This is a genomic window from Chelatococcus daeguensis (assembly GCF_001887265.1).
Taxonomy (GTDB): domain Bacteria; phylum Pseudomonadota; class Alphaproteobacteria; order Rhizobiales; family Beijerinckiaceae; genus Chelatococcus_A; species Chelatococcus_A sambhunathii.
The window spans coordinates 382,687-396,083 of the sequence record NZ_CP018096.1 but is presented as its reverse complement, the minus strand read 5'-3'; the positions used below and the strand labels follow the sequence as shown (position 1 = coordinate 396,083).

The following is a 13,397-nucleotide window of genomic DNA, read 5'->3' as shown; positions in this document are numbered from 1 at the left end:
CTCACTCGCGGCGGTCTCCGTAGAGCTCCTTGATCTTGCGGTGCTGCTTCTCCCGCTCGCCGGGGCTCAGCCGCCGGCGCCGCATCAGGACATAGATGACGGCGGCCGCGAACAGCACCGGGCCGATGGCGACGAGGAAGAACCAGAAATACTCACCCATGGGTGCCTCCGTCCTCCGCCTCAGTAGCCGCCGATGATGGGCAGGATCTCGCCCGTGATGTAGCTGGAACAGTGCGGCGAGGCGAAGAAGACATAGGCGGGCGCGATCTCCTCCGGCTGGGCCGGGCGCTTCATCGGCACCTTGGCGCCGAACTGCGCGACCTGCTCCGGCGGCCGCTCGGACGGGTTGAGCGGTGTCCACACGGGCCCGGGCGCGACAGCGTTGACGCGGATGCCGCGCGACACCAGGTTGGCCGCCAGCGCCCGCGTGAAGGCGTGTATGCCCCCCTTGGTCATCGAATAGTCGATGAGTTCCTTGCTGCCGTCGATGCCGGTAATCGAGCCGGTGTTGATGATGGCCGAGCCCGGCTTCATGTGCGGGATCGCCGCCTTGGCCATGAAGAAGTAGCCGTAGAGATTCGTCTTCAGCGTCGTGTCGAAATGCTCCGGCGTGAGATCCTCGATGTCGGAGGCGTGGTACTGGAAGGCGGCGTTGTTGACGAGCACGTCGAGCTTGCCGAATTCGTCGAGCACGCGCTTCACCGTCTCCTCGCAGGTCTCCTGCCTGCCGACGTCGCCGGGCAGCAGGATGCAGCGGCGGCCCTCCTTCTCCACCGCACGCCGCGTCTCCTCGGCGTCCTCGTGCTCCGAAAGATAGGCGATGGCGACATCGGCCCCCTCGCGCGCGAAGAGCACCGCCACGGCCCGGCCGATGCCGGAATCGCCGCCGGTGATAAGCGCCGTCTTGCCTTCGAGCTTTTTCGAGCCGAGGTAGTAGGGCGCATCGTACATCGGTGCCGGCGAGAGCTTGGCCTCGACGCCGGGCTTGCGGTGATGCTGCTCCGGGAAGGGCGGCTCGGGATAGCGGCGCGCGCCGGCCTGCATGGCGCCATCACCGCCGCCGCCGTCCTTGCGACTGTCAGCGGCATCGACCTTCTTCTGCACCTCACGCTGGCGCGCCGCTGCGGCGCGGGCGTTGTGCGACATGCCTGGGCGAGTGTCGGACACGAAAACCTCCGGGCTGCGGAACAGGGTCACGCCGCCATCTTGCGGCAATGCTCGGCACAGGTACGGCAGGCCTCGACACAGGCCTGCATGTCCCCGAGCCGCTGGCAATCATCGGCGCATTGGCTGCAAATCTCGGCACATTCGGCACATACGTGCCGGTGATGCTCGGAGCCGATGAGCATGAAATGCGCGGCCGTGCGGCAAATCTCGGCACAGGCCATCATCAGCGTGAAATGCCGCTTTTCGGTATGGGCGCCGCCGAGCGCCAGACAGTGTCCCATCGCGGTCGACTGGCACGTTCCATAGCAGTGAAGGCAGGCATCGATGCAGGCTCGCATGTTCCGGTCGGTGTGATGCATGGCAGCTCTCCCTGTCCTGGCCCCCCAATCGCGTCCGGTCCCGATTGTTCCCCGCCGGGCGGAACCGCACCGCTCCTATGCGCATTGAGCGATGGCCGTTGCCGGGGAGCGGTCCCGGCCACTGGATGGAGTCCGCCCATGAGCCTATTGTCGGGGAAGAGGAGCCCCCTGCTGCGGAAGCTGAGCAACTTCAGTACCTTTGATGCCGATGAGACGGCCGCGATCGAGGCGCTCGCATCCGAGCCCGTGCCCTACCGGCCGCGCGAGATCATCATCGAGGAAGGCGAGCGGCCGCAGGGCGTGAACCTTGTCCTGTCTGGCTTCGCCTGCCGCTACAAGGCGCTGCCGGACGGCCGGCGCCAGATCCTCGGCTATTTCGTGCCGGGCGACATCTGCGACTTGCGCGTGTTCGTCCTCGAGGAAATGGATCATTCCATCGCGGCCGTGACGGCGGCGGAGGTGGCCGTCCTGCCGGCGGAGGAGATCCGGCAGGTCACTGCCCGGTTCCCGCGCATCACCACCGCCCTGTGGTGGGCGACGCTCGTCGAGGAGGCGATCTCGCGCGAGTGGATCCTCAACATGGGCCGGCGCTCGGCCGGCGAGCGCACGGCCCATCTCTTCTGCGAAATCTATCACCGCCTCAAGGCGGTGGAACTCGCCGACGGGGGGCGCTTCACGTTTCCGGTCACGCAGCAGGAGCTGGCCGATGCCCTCGGCCTTTCCGTCGTCCACGTCAACCGGACGCTGCAACTGCTGCGCCGACGCGGACTCGTCGACATGGAGAACGGTACGGTCATTCTGCCCAACCTCGAGGCGCTGGAAGACTACGCCATGTTCAATCCCCGCCACCTCCATCTGCGCGAGCGGGCGCGGCCCGATGCCTCGGCGCCGCTCGAGACGACCTGAGATGCACCATCCTCAGGGCGCGGTTGCGGCCGCGTTTCTGGCTGCCCGAGCAGCCTGAAACCGAGAGGATATCCGGCATGCCCGTCCCGGTTCGGCGAGGAGGACGGCGCAGGCCGAGTCGAATCGCAGAGCAGCGAGCGACACGCCGCCCAGACAACCGGCCGTACGGGCGGCTCAGGCGGGGATGGCGCCGTGCCGCCGCACGCGGTTGCGCCCGGCCCGCTTGGCCGCATAGAGCGCCGCATCCGCGCGCGCCACCAGCTGCCCCAGGCTTTCGCCGGCGCGGGCTTCTGCGAGGCCGAAGCTCGCCGTGACCTGCCAGCCGTCGGGCAGGGAGCCGAACCGCGCCTCGCTGACCGACGCCCTCAGCCGCTCGGCGAAGGCCGCGGCGCCCTCCGCGTCGCACCCGGACAGCAGCAGTACGAATTCCTCGCCACCGAAACGGCCCCCAAGATCGCCTCGCCGCATCGCCCGCCGCACCAGGGCCGCGAAGGTGCGCAGCACCTCGTCGCCGGCCGGATGGCCAAGGGTGTCGTTGATGTTCTTGAAGCGGTCGATGTCGGCGATGACGAGGCATAGCGGATGGCTGTGACGGTCGGCGAGCCGCTGCGCGGCACCCTCCTCGAAGCCGCGCCGATTGAGAATGCCGGTCAGCGGGTCGAGGTTGCCCGTGCGGCGCAGGTCGTCGATGACATCACCGACCGTCACGGCAAGGAGCGCAAGCGCCAGGGCGACACCGAGCACGGCGAGCGAGAACTGCAGCGCGAGCCAGAACGGCGACAGGCCGAACTGGGCCGGATCCGGCGCCGCGACGCCAACGGTCAGGATCGTCCGCGGGAAGAAATGCAGGGCAAAAGCCAGGAGCGTCCAGAACAGCACGCGCTCCGTCAGGCGCCCCTTGCGCATGTCACGCAGTCGCCAGGCCGTTGCGAGGCATATCAGCCCATAGCCGAAATTGAGGATGTAGATGCGGACCAGCAGGTCGCGGTCGACATAATAGAAATACGCGATGCCCCCGACGATGAGGAGTGTGATGGCGGCCTTCTCGGCCAAGGAGGTGCGCTTGCCGGTCCGGGCGAGCAGCCCTTCGGTGAAGGCGAGCACGCTCGCAGTGTAGATGAAGGCCGAAACGACGGCATTCGGCCCGGCGCCGGGCGGGATCTGCAGGATCTGCGACAGCGTGCCGAGACAGAACAGCAAGCAGGAGGCGCCGAAGACCAGAAGGTGCCTCCGGCGGCGGTCGAAGGTCCACGCCAGCACGAAGCTCGCCGCAAAGACGAGCAATATGGTCGGACCTACCAACAGAACCAGCCGCATGGCGCTGCGCGATGCCCCATTTTCCGCAAGGTCTGTCCGGCGCTGCATATCGCCCGCATGCAACCTCTGCAAGTTGCGTCGGTTGCGGCCGGGCGCTGCCCTGCTAGCGCATCGCGCGCCGTCCGACGGCGAGCGCCGCCATCGCGAACAACCCACAGGCCAGCGCGACGAAGATCGGCAGGCCATGGCCGGCTGCCTGCATGGCGAAGCCGGCAAGCGCCGGGCCGACGAGCGCGCCGACGCCCCAGAACAGGCCCATGCCCGCATAGATGCCGATGATGTCGCTGCCGGAGAATCGGCTGCCCACGATCGCCAGCATCAGCGTGTAGATGCCGACGAAGACGCCACCCCAGACGAAGAGGAGGGCGTAGGTCATCGCGGGACTGGCGAGCGCAAAGGGCCAGACGGCGGCACCGAGGGCCGACACCGCAGCGAGGGCGACGATCAGGCGCTCCCGGTCCATCCGATCGCCTAGCCAGCCGATGGGCACCTGCAGGACGATGGCACCGAACATCATGTAGGCCATGAGCTGCGTGGCATCGCCCTCGCCCCAGCCGAGCGACATGGCGTAGAGCGTGAGGAAGGTCAGTCCGGCCGTCTCGATCGCCGCATTGAGGGCCGTGGCGCCCATGGCGACCGGCGCAAGACGCATGTAGCGCAGGGGATCGCCGTGGGCGGGCTTCTCGAAGGCCGGCGCCGCGATCCGAGCAAAGGCGATGAAGAGAGCAGCAGAGGCCGCAAGGGTGGCGCCGATGCCATAGGCAGTGAAGCCCTCCGACCCCACGAGCGACAGGATCAGCGGTCCGAGCGCGAAGCCGACGGACAGGGCGGCGGTGTAGGCGCCCATCGTCCGTGCCCGCGAGCGCTCGGTGCTCAACGCGTTCAACCATGTCTCGGACAGGACGAACAGCACCTCAGAGGCCGCGCCGAGCAATATGCGCAGCGGAAACCAGAGCCACACCAGGGGTATCAGCGGAAAAAGGCACAGGAGCAGCGCTGCGCAGCCGAGCGCGCCGACGATCGCCCGCCGCAGTCCTAACCGGGCCCCGATCCGTGGAAGGAGGAAGGCCATGGCGAGGACGCCGACGGCATGCATCGCCGCATTGGCACCGATGAGGCCCTCGCTCAAGCCGCGTTCCGCCAGATCGAGCGCGATCAGCGCCGCGCTCAGGCTGTAGGTCAGCCCGAAAACCGCCGCCGTGGCGATGATGCCCGCACGGGCCAGGACGGCGCTGCCCCCGACGATGCTGGTGTACACGCGAACCTCTCAGTCGCCGGACGGCACGGCGGCGGCAGCCGAATGGTCGGACGGAGCCGGATGGATGCGGCCGCCGTCCGGCCGCGGCTCGAACTGGGCGATCAGGGCGCCGACGGCCCGGGCGTAGTCGAGGACGATGCCGGGCGTCCAGGCCATCCACGCCGCCCGGCGGCGCAGCAACCCTGCGATCCACAGCTCGGGTGCGCAGAGGAGGCGCAGCAGCAAGGCGGGTGATCGCGCCGCCTCGGCAAAACGGCCCTCAATGGCGACGTCGAGCGCACTCGCAACCGCGCTGGAGCAGTTGCGATCCGTGAGATTGTAGGTCGCATCCGCTCGGTAGACCTGCCAGAACGCGCGCAGCGCCCGCCGATTGAGGCCGGCGAGCCGCACCTGCACGGTCGAGGGGCACCATTCCGCACTCTCCTCGGCATAACTCGGCTTGAACAGACCGGGCACGTCGTTGTCCGGGGTTGCCCTGAGGGCGCGGGCGAACTGGGAGGGCGCCCGGTCGATCTCAACCGCGGGATAGTGGCTGATGTAGATGTCCGGCGGCGCCTCGAGCGCGGCATGACCGGTCGAGACGATGCCCTTCTCGTCCCGGGCCGCGACATAGCGCTCGACGCCCCTGTGCAGGGGCACGATGCCGCCGGTCGGCGTCCACACGTGCACGATGACGTCGCCCTCGTCCGGCCCCTCACCCCGAACGGGAAGGATCCGCCGCGGAGAGCCGGGCCTCAGATCCCGTGCGCGCCCCCTTGCTAGAATCATCGCGACGGACGTGTCGAGCGGCAGCCGTCGGATGCGCAGCGCCAACCCGCACAATCCCATGGCCGATACGATCATCAGGGTGCCGACGTCGGCACCGACTTCCCCCTGCCAATGGCTCGGCCAGGGCACGAAGGACCAGAGGCCGATCAGGAACTCGACGGCCGCCTTCACGATGGAGAGCCGCCAGCGGTGAAAGCGCACGACATAGGCGCTGCTCGCCCGCCAGACGGCGTCACCGACGAGGAGCGCGCCGACCAGGATGCCAACGAGGATGCCGCTGTGCCATGGCGCCTCGATGATCAGGAGAACGATGATGAGGAGAACGGCCGCCTTGCCGAGACGCAGCAGCCGACGCCCGTCCGGTGCCGAAAGGCCGCTGACCGCGGAGAAGGCGGCATCGACGAGCAGCGGAATGGCGAAATAGGTGGACGAGAAACGCAGGCTGTCGTCGAGCGCGGTCACGACGAAGAAGAGGCCGATCGCCATCCACAGAAGCCCGAGGACCCCCACGAGCCACCACTTGCGACGCACCATGCCGCCGCCGATAAGCAGGAGAAGAAGCTCCAGCATGCTTGGCCACGCCCCCGGACACCGGCATGTCGCTCGCTCCGCAGCCGGCATCGTATCCCGCGACGTCGCCATGCTAGTTCGCCCCCTTGTCCAAAGTGTTAACGGTGGCGGCCGGCTCCGGACAATCGGGCAGCGCAGGGGCGAGCATGAACGGCAGGAAACCCTGCAGCCACAGCCCGAAGGCACTCGCCCACAGGAGGGCGGCGAGGCCGTAGTCCAGCCCGTGAAGCGCCGCAACAAGCCCTGTCTCGGGGGCGGTGCGCACCAGCGCGGCCATCGCGACGAGCAGGAACGCGGCCCTCGCCTGCCACGGTATCGCCAGTGGCCGGCCGGTGTGCCTGAGGCCTGCGATGGTGAAGACGGCGAGCAGCGCGAGGCCAAGGCAGCCCATGGCAAGCATGTGCAGCCCGGCCGCGGGCGAGACGGGTGCCCCGAGCTGCCCCGCGCCGATGAGCAGAAGGCCGGTCCCCGCTGCGGCATTCGCGCCGGCCAGAGCCAGCACGTGACTTGCCAGCACGCTGCGCCCCACGAACCATTCCGCCAGCCGGTCCATGAAGGCCGCGCCGGCGGCGAGCGCGAGGAAGGCCGGCGCCGCGGACTGCGGAAAGGCAAGCTGTGCCGCCGCGTAGAGGGCCGTGAGCCCGGCGGCGAGATTCTGGCGTCCGGGATGGGGCTTGTAGGGCGTCGTCTCACCAGAAGGATCGAGCGCCAAGTTAAGCACGACCACGTTGATCCGCGACAGAGACAGCGCGAACAGGATCACGAGGACAAGGAGGCTCGCGACGAGCAGGCGCTGCGCGAGCGCGAATTCGCCCGCCATCCAGGCAAGGCGGATGGCCATTTCAGCCGCAACGAGCACCACGAGCCAAGCCGCGAAGGACCAATGACGCCACAGGCGCCGCCGCGCCATCGGGACGGCGACATGGGCAAGGAGCAGTGACAGGAAGGCGGCATCGCCTGCGAGCGCCAGCGGCACGAGCGCATCGGCGGCGAGAAGCCCGACGATACGCCCTGGCAACCAGACCCCCACGAGGAGGAGCAGCGCCGGGCCGCGGGGCCGGTCCGTATCGGTCCATTCCGGCACGGCCGAGGTCAGGAAGCCGGCGAGCGCGGCGGCACAGGTGCCGAAGACCATCTCATGCGCGTGCCATTGGCCCTGCGGCACCGCACCCGAGAAAGGCAGGTCGAACGAGAAGGCCAGCGTCCACAGGAGTGGCCAGAAGGCGCCGTGTAAGGCGGCGACAGGAAAGAAGAGGCGCAGGCCCTCGTCGAGGAGAAGCAGCGGCTGCAACCTGACCGAACGGTCGACGGAGACGCTCATTGCAGCCGTCCGGCCCCGTCGAGGATTTCGGCGAAGGCCTCTTCGCATGACCAGGCCGCTACGAGGTCGAAAACGAAGCGCTCGTCCCGCGCGCCCGGCCGGTCGGGTATGGCCCGCAGGTCGATGATGCCGCGCCGGCGGGCCGAGAGCACGACCAGCCGGTCGGCGATGCGCGCGGCTTCACCGAGATCGTGCGTCACGAAGAGGGCGCAGAAGCCCTCGCGCGCCGCCGCCTGCGCGAGGTGATCCTGCATCATGCGGCGCAGCCCGGCATCGACGGCCGAGAACGGCTCGTCGAGAAAGACCACGTCCGGCGCGACGGCGAGCGCACGGGCCACTGCTGCACGCTGGCGCATGCCGCCAGACAGTTCCGGCGGGAACTTGTCTAGGTCATCAGCCTCGAGGCCGACCTCCCTTGCTCGCACGGCAGCGATCTCCCGCCTGTGCCGGCGGGGCGTCCCCGCGCAGGCGAGGCCATAGGCGATGTTGTCGCGCGCCGTCAGCCATGGCAGCAGCCGCGGCTCCTGGAAGACCATGGCGTGGCGCCTATACGCGCGATGCACGCGGCCACGCAGCGGCACGACGAGCCCGGCGGCGATGTGCATTAGCGTCGTCTTACCGCAACCCGACGGGCCGACGAGAGCGACGATCTCGCCGGCGGCTAGGGCGAGGTCGATGCCTTCGATGACAGTGCGGCCGAGGAAGGCATGGCCGACATTTTCCAGCCGCAGCTTCATGGCCTGACGCTCCAAGGCTGTTTGACACTCCCCGACTGCCCGGCCGTGCGCCAGCGCTCGGCCGCCTCGCGCAGCGGCTGCAGAACGAGGTGATCACTGCCGAGCGCGCAGAGGACAACGAGGACCGTCAGGGCCATGACCTGCGGGATGTCGAACAGGGCGCGCGCTCTGGCGAGTGCACCGCCGACACCGCCGGCATTGCCGAGGAGTTCTGCCATCACCGCGACCTTCCAGGCGGTGCCGATGGCCGTTGTCCAGGCCGCGAAGAGATAGGAGAGAAGATGCGGCAGCGTCACATCCCGGAAGCGGCGGAGCGGCCCGGCGCCGAAGGCGCGCGCCATGGCGTCGAGGCCGCGGTCCCGCGTCGCCACCCCTTCCAGCGCTCCCGCGAAGGAGATGGGCAACGCCGCGACGACGACGGTGGCGACCGCCGAGCCGCCCGAGGCGCCGAACCAGATGAGGGCGAGGACGATCCACGAGATCGGCGGCACGCCGAGGATGAAGGTGACGACCGGCTTCATCAGCCTCAGGGCGGCAAAGGAATAGCCGGCGACGGTTCCCGCGGCCGCGCCGATGCCGGCCGCAAGCATAAAGCCGTTGAGCGCGCGCAGCCCCGTCTCCTTCACGGCCGCGCCGAACCCCGGCTCAGTCGCGAGATCGGCGAGTGTCGCGAGTGTCGTCAGCGGATCCGGCAGGATGAAGGCCCCATAGAGCTCGTGCGCCATCTGCCAAGCGGCGGCGAGGCACAGGAGCCCCGTCGCCCCGGCCCAGGCCGACCAGAGATAGCGCCCGAACCAGGCGGCCACCCCCTTCGCGTCAGAGCGCATAGAAGCCGGCATCGGGCTGGCCGCCGCCGATAATGCGCGGGTCGTCTTCGGCCAAGGCGGCAAAGAAGCCTGTCAGCGCCTCGCGGGCGGCGGAGGCACGCAGGGCGACGAGATTGCTGGAGGCGATCGCACGCCCAACGACCGGTGCCGGCAGTTCGAGAGCCGTTGCGGCGGCTCCGCCCGCAGCAGCCGGATCGGCCTTCACGCGGGCAAGGGCGGCTTCGAGCGCCCCCTGCAGGGCTTCGAGCCCCTCCCCGCCTAACCTGTCGGCTAGCGCTGGCATCACAGCGAGGCCGGCCTGCGGCATGGAGGCCGCACCCGTGGCCACCTGCCAGGCCCGCCGGCAATCGACGGCGCGCACCAGTTCCTTGCCCGCCATGCCGCCGCGCAGGATGGCGGCCGAGGCCGCCGGCTCCGACAGGAGCGCGGCATCAACCCGTCCTGCGAGGAGAAGCTGCACGGCCTCCGGCGGCGAGCCGACGTAGTCGAGATGGATATCCCTGCCCGGCGTCAGCGCGGCCTTGGCCAGAAGCCGCCGCAGCACGAGGTCAGGCATGTCGTTGGCGAACGGAACGGCGACACGCCGGCCGGCAAGTCCGACGACCCCCTCCGCGTCAGGCGTGCCGACCACATAGAGCAGACCCTCCGTCAGGACGTTGAGAAGCCGCAGGCCGGCACCCCTGTTGTAGAAATTGGCCGCGACATAGGTCGGCACCACGACCGCCTGCATCGTGCCGCCCGCGATCCCGGCGCGCATCTCGTCAGGCGAGCGCCAGACGCGAAAGTCGAGGGACTGGCCCTGGATACTTCCTGCGGCCACCGCCTGCGCCAGGAGGACGGAGGGTGCCGCGGGCGGGCCCCAGAGCGTCATGGCTGGCGAGGCGGCGAGGGCGTGGCGCACGGCGAGAGCGGCGATGCCGGACAGCATGAGATGACGGCGATCGATCATGACCAATCCTCAGTTTCGTCGGGCTTCCGGCCCGATCACAGGCAGGCGGAAGCCCGGGTGACGCCGGCCCTCCGTCTTGGAATACTTAAAAAGACATATTTTGTATGTCTCTTTTATCGCGCAGGCTTGCCGGCTCCTGTCAAGGGTGGGGACTCGCCCATGTTGAAAAATCGCATCGACGATGCATCTTTTCCGAACACCTTCGCGCATGGGACCCTGCGGGCATGAGGCTCACGAACTTTTCCGACTATGCCCTGCGCATGCTGATGCTGGCGGCATCGGCCGGTGCGCGGCTTATCACCATCGAGGAGACGGCGCGCACCTTCGGCATCTCCCGCGCCCATCTGATGAAGGTAGCGACAGCGCTGACCCGCGCGGGCTTCCTGAAGGCGGTGCGTGGCCGATCCGGCGGCCTTGCCCTGGCGTATGACCCGAAGGACATCAGACTCGGCGACGTCGTGCGGGCGACCGAGCCCGATTTCCATCTCGTCGAATGCTTCGCCACGGGCGATACCTGCCTCATCACACAGCCCTGCCGGCTGCCGCGCATCCTGCGCGAGGCGCTCGATGCCTTCACCGCGACGCTCGACCGCTACACACTCGCCGACATCCTGCTGAAGCCGGAGGACTTTCTGCAGTCGGCCGCCCGAGATGGGCGGGTCGCATCTCGCTATCGTGACCGGAGCAACCGATGAGACATGCCAGACGCCTGAACCGTAGCAGTGACGGTGGCTTCCTCGTCGACGCGACCCTGCTCGGTGACCTCCTCGGCATCACGCCCTCCGCGCTGCCCGAGCTGATGCGCGCCGGCGAGGTCACCAGTCTGTGCGAGCGCGGCGAGGAGGAGCACCAGGGGCAGTACCGGTTGACCTTCTTCCACAAGGGGCGCCGGGTGCGCCTCACCGTCGACGAGGCGGGTGAGGTGCTCCGGCAGTCGGTCGTCGATTTCGGCGAACGCACCTTGCCCGAGGCCATGCATCGCCCGGGCGGGCCCTGACCACCGTCAGTTGATGGAGGGATCGGCGCGCAGGCGCTCGGCGGCGGACATCTGATCGCCGCAACCATCGGTCTCGGCGTGATGAACTTCTTCGGCACGAGTGCGGCCATCATGGCGCTCGCCGTTGGTCTCGCCATAGCCGCGATGCTCGTAACGCGCAGGACCCACGCACCGGCCGGCGCCAACCCGCTCCTTGTCATGCTCGCCGGGGCCGACTGGTCCTTCCTCGTGACGCCGGTGCTCACCGGCGCGATGACGCTCGTCGCCGCCGCCCTCCTCTATCACCGCTGCACCGGGCGGAGGGACTATCCGCGCTACTGGTCGTGAAATACCGGCACCTTCTGCAAGATCGAGGTGAGGATCAAGAACCGGCCGCTGGCCGGCAATCCGAGATCCTTGCAGATGACGGTGTTTGGCCTGATGCGGCTCGTGGAAAACCGCGTGCGCACCCACGCGCTAGGGTGCGCGTGAGCCTCAGCCGATGCGCGTCATGCGCCGCACCTCGGCGGATTTGATGATGCCGCGGCTGCGCTCGCCATGGGCCACGAGGTGCGGAGCCGCGAGGTGCCGGTCGAGCGCCGCCTCGTCGCGCCAGTTCTCGTAGAAGATGAAGAGGCCGGGATCGGCGTTGTCCCGGTGCAGGTCGTACTGGATGCAGCCGTCTTCCGCCCGCGTCGGGGCGATGAGTGCTTCGAGCGCGGCACGGGCGGCTTCTTCCTGTCCCTCCTCGGCGCGGATGATGGCGACGACGGTCAGCATGGGTGAACGAACCTCCGGCAAGTGTCCCAACGTGAAGGGGCCGGCGGCGAGCCGGCCCCGTCGCCACCGATCCTACTCGGCCGCGATGCGCCGCGCAGCCGCCTCATGCTCCATGGCGCGGCGCACGCGCACGGCCTCGCTGTCGGCGATCTCGACATCTTCCCAGCGCACGACGCCGCCGGGCGCGACTGGCCGCTTCAGCGCCACCTTGTGCGCAAGGCCGATGGGCAGCGCGCCGATGGCGAGCGAGTCCTCCGCCCGCATCACCCGCCCCCAGACGGTGTAGCCGCCTTCGCCGTCGAGCATCTCGCCCGGCACCAGTGCCTTCTTGGCGACGGCCACGACGTCCGAGCGGAAGGCGCTCGGCGCGCCCGTCGCCTCGCCGCGCAGCGCGGCATTGGCGACGCTGACGCCGAGCTCGAGGCCGATGAGATGCACGGTACGGTAGAGCGCGGCATAGCGGCCGGACGGGTCCACGGTGATGTTGTATTCGCGGAAGCAGCGGCGGGCATAGTCGCCGCGCGCATCACCGTCCGCCGCCTCGAAGACGACGTAGACGCCCCAGCGCAGGTCGTTGACCACCTGGCGCCCGTCGCGCTCGACGCTGGTGACGACCTCGACCATGCCCTTGCGCTCGAGCACGCCGCCGTCGGCGACGGGCCTGAGAACCTGGGGCAGGTCGTGCACGCCGGCGGGCGGAAAGAGGAGGCCGTCCTTCGGCGCGAGCAGACCCGTCGCGTTCGAGATCGCGGCCATCTCGATGGACGATTTGGTGCCGTCGATGAAGGAGTTGAACATCTGCGGGTTCATGCCGCCGAGGGCCGCCTGTTCCGGCGTGATGCCGAAATGCGTCCACACCGTCTCCGGCGTCGACTGGTGGTAGCTCGGCATGTACTTGGTGCCCTTGCCGGCGGCGACGACGCGGAAGCCGCAGGTCTCGGCCCAGTCCACCATCTCGCAGACGAGCGCCGGCTGGTCGCCGTAGGCGAGCGTGTAGACGAGGCCGGCCTTGCGGAATTCCTCCGCAAGATAGGCGCCGGCGAGCACGTCCGCCTCGACATTGACCATGACCATGTGCCGGCCGTTTCTCGCGGCCAGAAGGGCGTGGCGAATGCCGGCGCCCGGATTGCCTGTGGCATCGATGACGACGTCGAGGCCATCAGCCTTGATAAGCGCCTCCGAATCCTCGCCGACGTGCGTGCCGCCCTTCGCCAGGGCATCGGCGAAGGAGGCGGCGGCGACGGCCTCGACGTCCCAGCCGGTGTTGGTCATGGCCTTGCGGGCGCGCTCGGCCGAGAGGTCGGCCACCGCCATGAGGTGCAGCCCGACTGTGGTGCGCACCTGCGAGAGGAACATCGAGCCGAACTTGCCGGCCCCGATGAGGCCGACCCGCACGGGCCGGCCCTCGGCTGCGCGACGCTTGAGCATGGAAGCGAGATTCACGGGGATTGCTCCTGTTCAG

The 13,397-nt window shown here is 68.8% G+C and carries 16 protein-coding genes; 4 read left to right on the top strand and 12 right to left on the bottom strand.

The genetic code is table 11. The features are described 5' to 3' along the window. Window position 1 precedes the first annotated feature (1 nt). From BOQ54_RS20115 to BOQ54_RS18750, 3 genes are read right to left on the bottom strand one after another with little or no spacing between them, the layout of a single operon-like run. Entirely contained in the window at window positions 2–160 is a 159-nt protein-coding gene (locus tag BOQ54_RS20115) for a hypothetical protein (protein WP_019401734.1), read from the bottom strand. Window positions 161–180: 20 nt separating this feature from the next. Next, complete coding sequence (locus BOQ54_RS18755; protein ID WP_055458949.1) at window positions 181–1,146, bottom strand: SDR family oxidoreductase; 966 nt, start codon at window positions 1,144–1,146, stop codon at window positions 181–183. Window positions 1,147–1,193: 47 nt separating this feature from the next. Next, window positions 1,194–1,526: a four-helix bundle copper-binding protein gene (locus BOQ54_RS18750; protein WP_055458564.1), complete on the bottom strand. Its 333-nt coding sequence runs from the start codon at window positions 1,524–1,526 to the stop codon at window positions 1,194–1,196. 138 nt (window positions 1,527–1,664) lie between these two features. On the opposite strand from BOQ54_RS18750, the gene BOQ54_RS18745 reads away from it, so the two are divergent. After that, on the top strand, window positions 1,665–2,432 hold the full coding sequence (locus tag BOQ54_RS18745) for a Crp/Fnr family transcriptional regulator (protein ID WP_055458565.1): 768 nt from the start codon (window positions 1,665–1,667) through the stop codon (window positions 2,430–2,432). A gap of 174 nt (window positions 2,433–2,606) precedes the next feature. Here BOQ54_RS18745 and BOQ54_RS18740 read toward each other — a convergent pair whose 3' ends face one another. The 7 genes from BOQ54_RS18740 to BOQ54_RS18710 all read right to left on the bottom strand — a co-directional run bounded on the left by BOQ54_RS18740 (window position 2,607) and on the right by BOQ54_RS18710 (window position 10,179). Beyond that, entirely contained in the window at window positions 2,607–3,734 is a 1,128-nt protein-coding gene (locus BOQ54_RS18740) for a GGDEF domain-containing protein (protein ID WP_245316384.1), read from the bottom strand. Window positions 3,735–3,852: 118 nt separating this feature from the next. Next, window positions 3,853–5,007 (bottom strand): MFS transporter, encoded by a 1,155-nt coding sequence (locus BOQ54_RS18735; RefSeq protein ID WP_071924721.1) that lies wholly within the window; start codon window positions 5,005–5,007, stop codon window positions 3,853–3,855. A gap of 9 nt (window positions 5,008–5,016) precedes the next feature. Next, complete coding sequence (locus tag BOQ54_RS18730; RefSeq protein ID WP_071924720.1) at window positions 5,017–6,345, bottom strand: HdeD family acid-resistance protein; 1,329 nt, start codon at window positions 6,343–6,345, stop codon at window positions 5,017–5,019. Between the two features lie 73 nt (window positions 6,346–6,418). After that, entirely contained in the window at window positions 6,419–7,666 is a 1,248-nt protein-coding gene (locus BOQ54_RS18725; RefSeq protein ID WP_083586072.1) for an NnrS family protein, read from the bottom strand. Further along, the gene (locus BOQ54_RS18720) at window positions 7,663–8,403 is read right to left on the bottom strand and encodes an ABC transporter ATP-binding protein (RefSeq protein WP_071924719.1); all 741 of its coding nucleotides are present in this window, start codon (window positions 8,401–8,403) and stop codon (window positions 7,663–7,665) included. The genes BOQ54_RS18725 and BOQ54_RS18720 overlap by 4 nt, the downstream gene beginning before the upstream one ends. Further along, the gene (locus tag BOQ54_RS18715; protein ID WP_055458570.1) at window positions 8,400–9,230 is read right to left on the bottom strand and encodes an ABC transporter permease; all 831 of its coding nucleotides are present in this window, start codon (window positions 9,228–9,230) and stop codon (window positions 8,400–8,402) included. The genes BOQ54_RS18720 and BOQ54_RS18715 overlap by 4 nt, the downstream gene beginning before the upstream one ends. Next, window positions 9,220–10,179, bottom strand: a complete 960-nt coding sequence (locus BOQ54_RS18710; RefSeq protein ID WP_055458571.1) for an ABC transporter substrate-binding protein — start codon at window positions 10,177–10,179, stop codon at window positions 9,220–9,222. The genes BOQ54_RS18715 and BOQ54_RS18710 overlap by 11 nt, the downstream gene beginning before the upstream one ends. Before the next feature lie 224 nt (window positions 10,180–10,403). On the opposite strand from BOQ54_RS18710, the gene BOQ54_RS18705 reads away from it, so the two are divergent. From BOQ54_RS18705 to BOQ54_RS18695, 3 genes are all read left to right on the top strand, one after another. Then, on the top strand, window positions 10,404–10,874 hold the full coding sequence (locus BOQ54_RS18705; protein ID WP_071924718.1) for an RrF2 family transcriptional regulator: 471 nt from the start codon (window positions 10,404–10,406) through the stop codon (window positions 10,872–10,874). Continuing rightward, entirely contained in the window at window positions 10,871–11,176 is a 306-nt protein-coding gene (locus BOQ54_RS18700) for a DUF6522 family protein (protein WP_071924717.1), read from the top strand. Before BOQ54_RS18705 ends, BOQ54_RS18700 begins: the two co-directional genes overlap by 4 nt. Window positions 11,177–11,257: 81 nt before the next feature. Next, a complete protein-coding gene (locus tag BOQ54_RS18695) occupies window positions 11,258–11,503 on the top strand; it encodes an HPP family protein (protein ID WP_083586071.1) in 246 nt (81 codons plus the stop codon). Window positions 11,504–11,650: 147 nt separating this feature from the next. Here the strand turns inward: BOQ54_RS18695 and BOQ54_RS18690 are convergent, their stop codons facing one another. Both BOQ54_RS18690 and BOQ54_RS18685 read right to left on the bottom strand, forming a co-directional pair. Further along, window positions 11,651–11,935, bottom strand: a complete 285-nt coding sequence (locus BOQ54_RS18690; RefSeq protein ID WP_055458575.1) for a putative quinol monooxygenase — start codon at window positions 11,933–11,935, stop codon at window positions 11,651–11,653. Between the two features lie 72 nt (window positions 11,936–12,007). Beyond that, on the bottom strand, window positions 12,008–13,378 hold the full coding sequence (locus BOQ54_RS18685; RefSeq protein ID WP_071924715.1) for an NAD(P)H-dependent oxidoreductase: 1,371 nt from the start codon (window positions 13,376–13,378) through the stop codon (window positions 12,008–12,010). Between the last annotated feature and the right edge of the window lie 19 nt (window positions 13,379–13,397).

Bases quoted from the DNA above. Each gene is read 5' to 3' on its own strand.
- BOQ54_RS20115 (WP_019401734.1), bottom strand. From the start codon at position 160: ATGGGTGAGTATTTCTGGTTCTTCCTCGTCGCCATCGGCCCGGTGCTG.
- BOQ54_RS18755 (WP_055458949.1), bottom strand. From the start codon at position 1,146: ATGTCGCACAACGCCCGCGCCGCAGCGGCGCGCCAGCGTGAGGTGCAG.
- BOQ54_RS18750 (WP_055458564.1), bottom strand. From the start codon at position 1,526: ATGCATCACACCGACCGGAACATGCGAGCCTGCATCGATGCCTGCCTT.
- BOQ54_RS18745 (WP_055458565.1), top strand. From the start codon at position 1,665: ATGAGCCTATTGTCGGGGAAGAGGAGCCCCCTGCTGCGGAAGCTGAGC.
- BOQ54_RS18730 (WP_071924720.1), bottom strand. From the start codon at position 6,345: ATGCTGGAGCTTCTTCTCCTGCTTATCGGCGGCGGCATGGTGCGTCGC.
- BOQ54_RS18725 (WP_083586072.1), bottom strand. From the start codon at position 7,666: ATGAGCGTCTCCGTCGACCGTTCGGTCAGGTTGCAGCCGCTGCTTCTC.
- BOQ54_RS18720 (WP_071924719.1), bottom strand. From the start codon at position 8,403: ATGAAGCTGCGGCTGGAAAATGTCGGCCATGCCTTCCTCGGCCGCACT.
- BOQ54_RS18715 (WP_055458570.1), bottom strand. From the start codon at position 9,230: ATGCGCTCTGACGCGAAGGGGGTGGCCGCCTGGTTCGGGCGCTATCTC.
- BOQ54_RS18710 (WP_055458571.1), bottom strand. From the start codon at position 10,179: ATGATCGATCGCCGTCATCTCATGCTGTCCGGCATCGCCGCTCTCGCC.
- BOQ54_RS18705 (WP_071924718.1), top strand. From the start codon at position 10,404: ATGAGGCTCACGAACTTTTCCGACTATGCCCTGCGCATGCTGATGCTG.
- BOQ54_RS18700 (WP_071924717.1), top strand. From the start codon at position 10,871: ATGAGACATGCCAGACGCCTGAACCGTAGCAGTGACGGTGGCTTCCTC.
- BOQ54_RS18695 (WP_083586071.1), top strand. From the start codon at position 11,258: ATGAACTTCTTCGGCACGAGTGCGGCCATCATGGCGCTCGCCGTTGGT.
- BOQ54_RS18690 (WP_055458575.1), bottom strand. From the start codon at position 11,935: ATGCTGACCGTCGTCGCCATCATCCGCGCCGAGGAGGGACAGGAAGAA.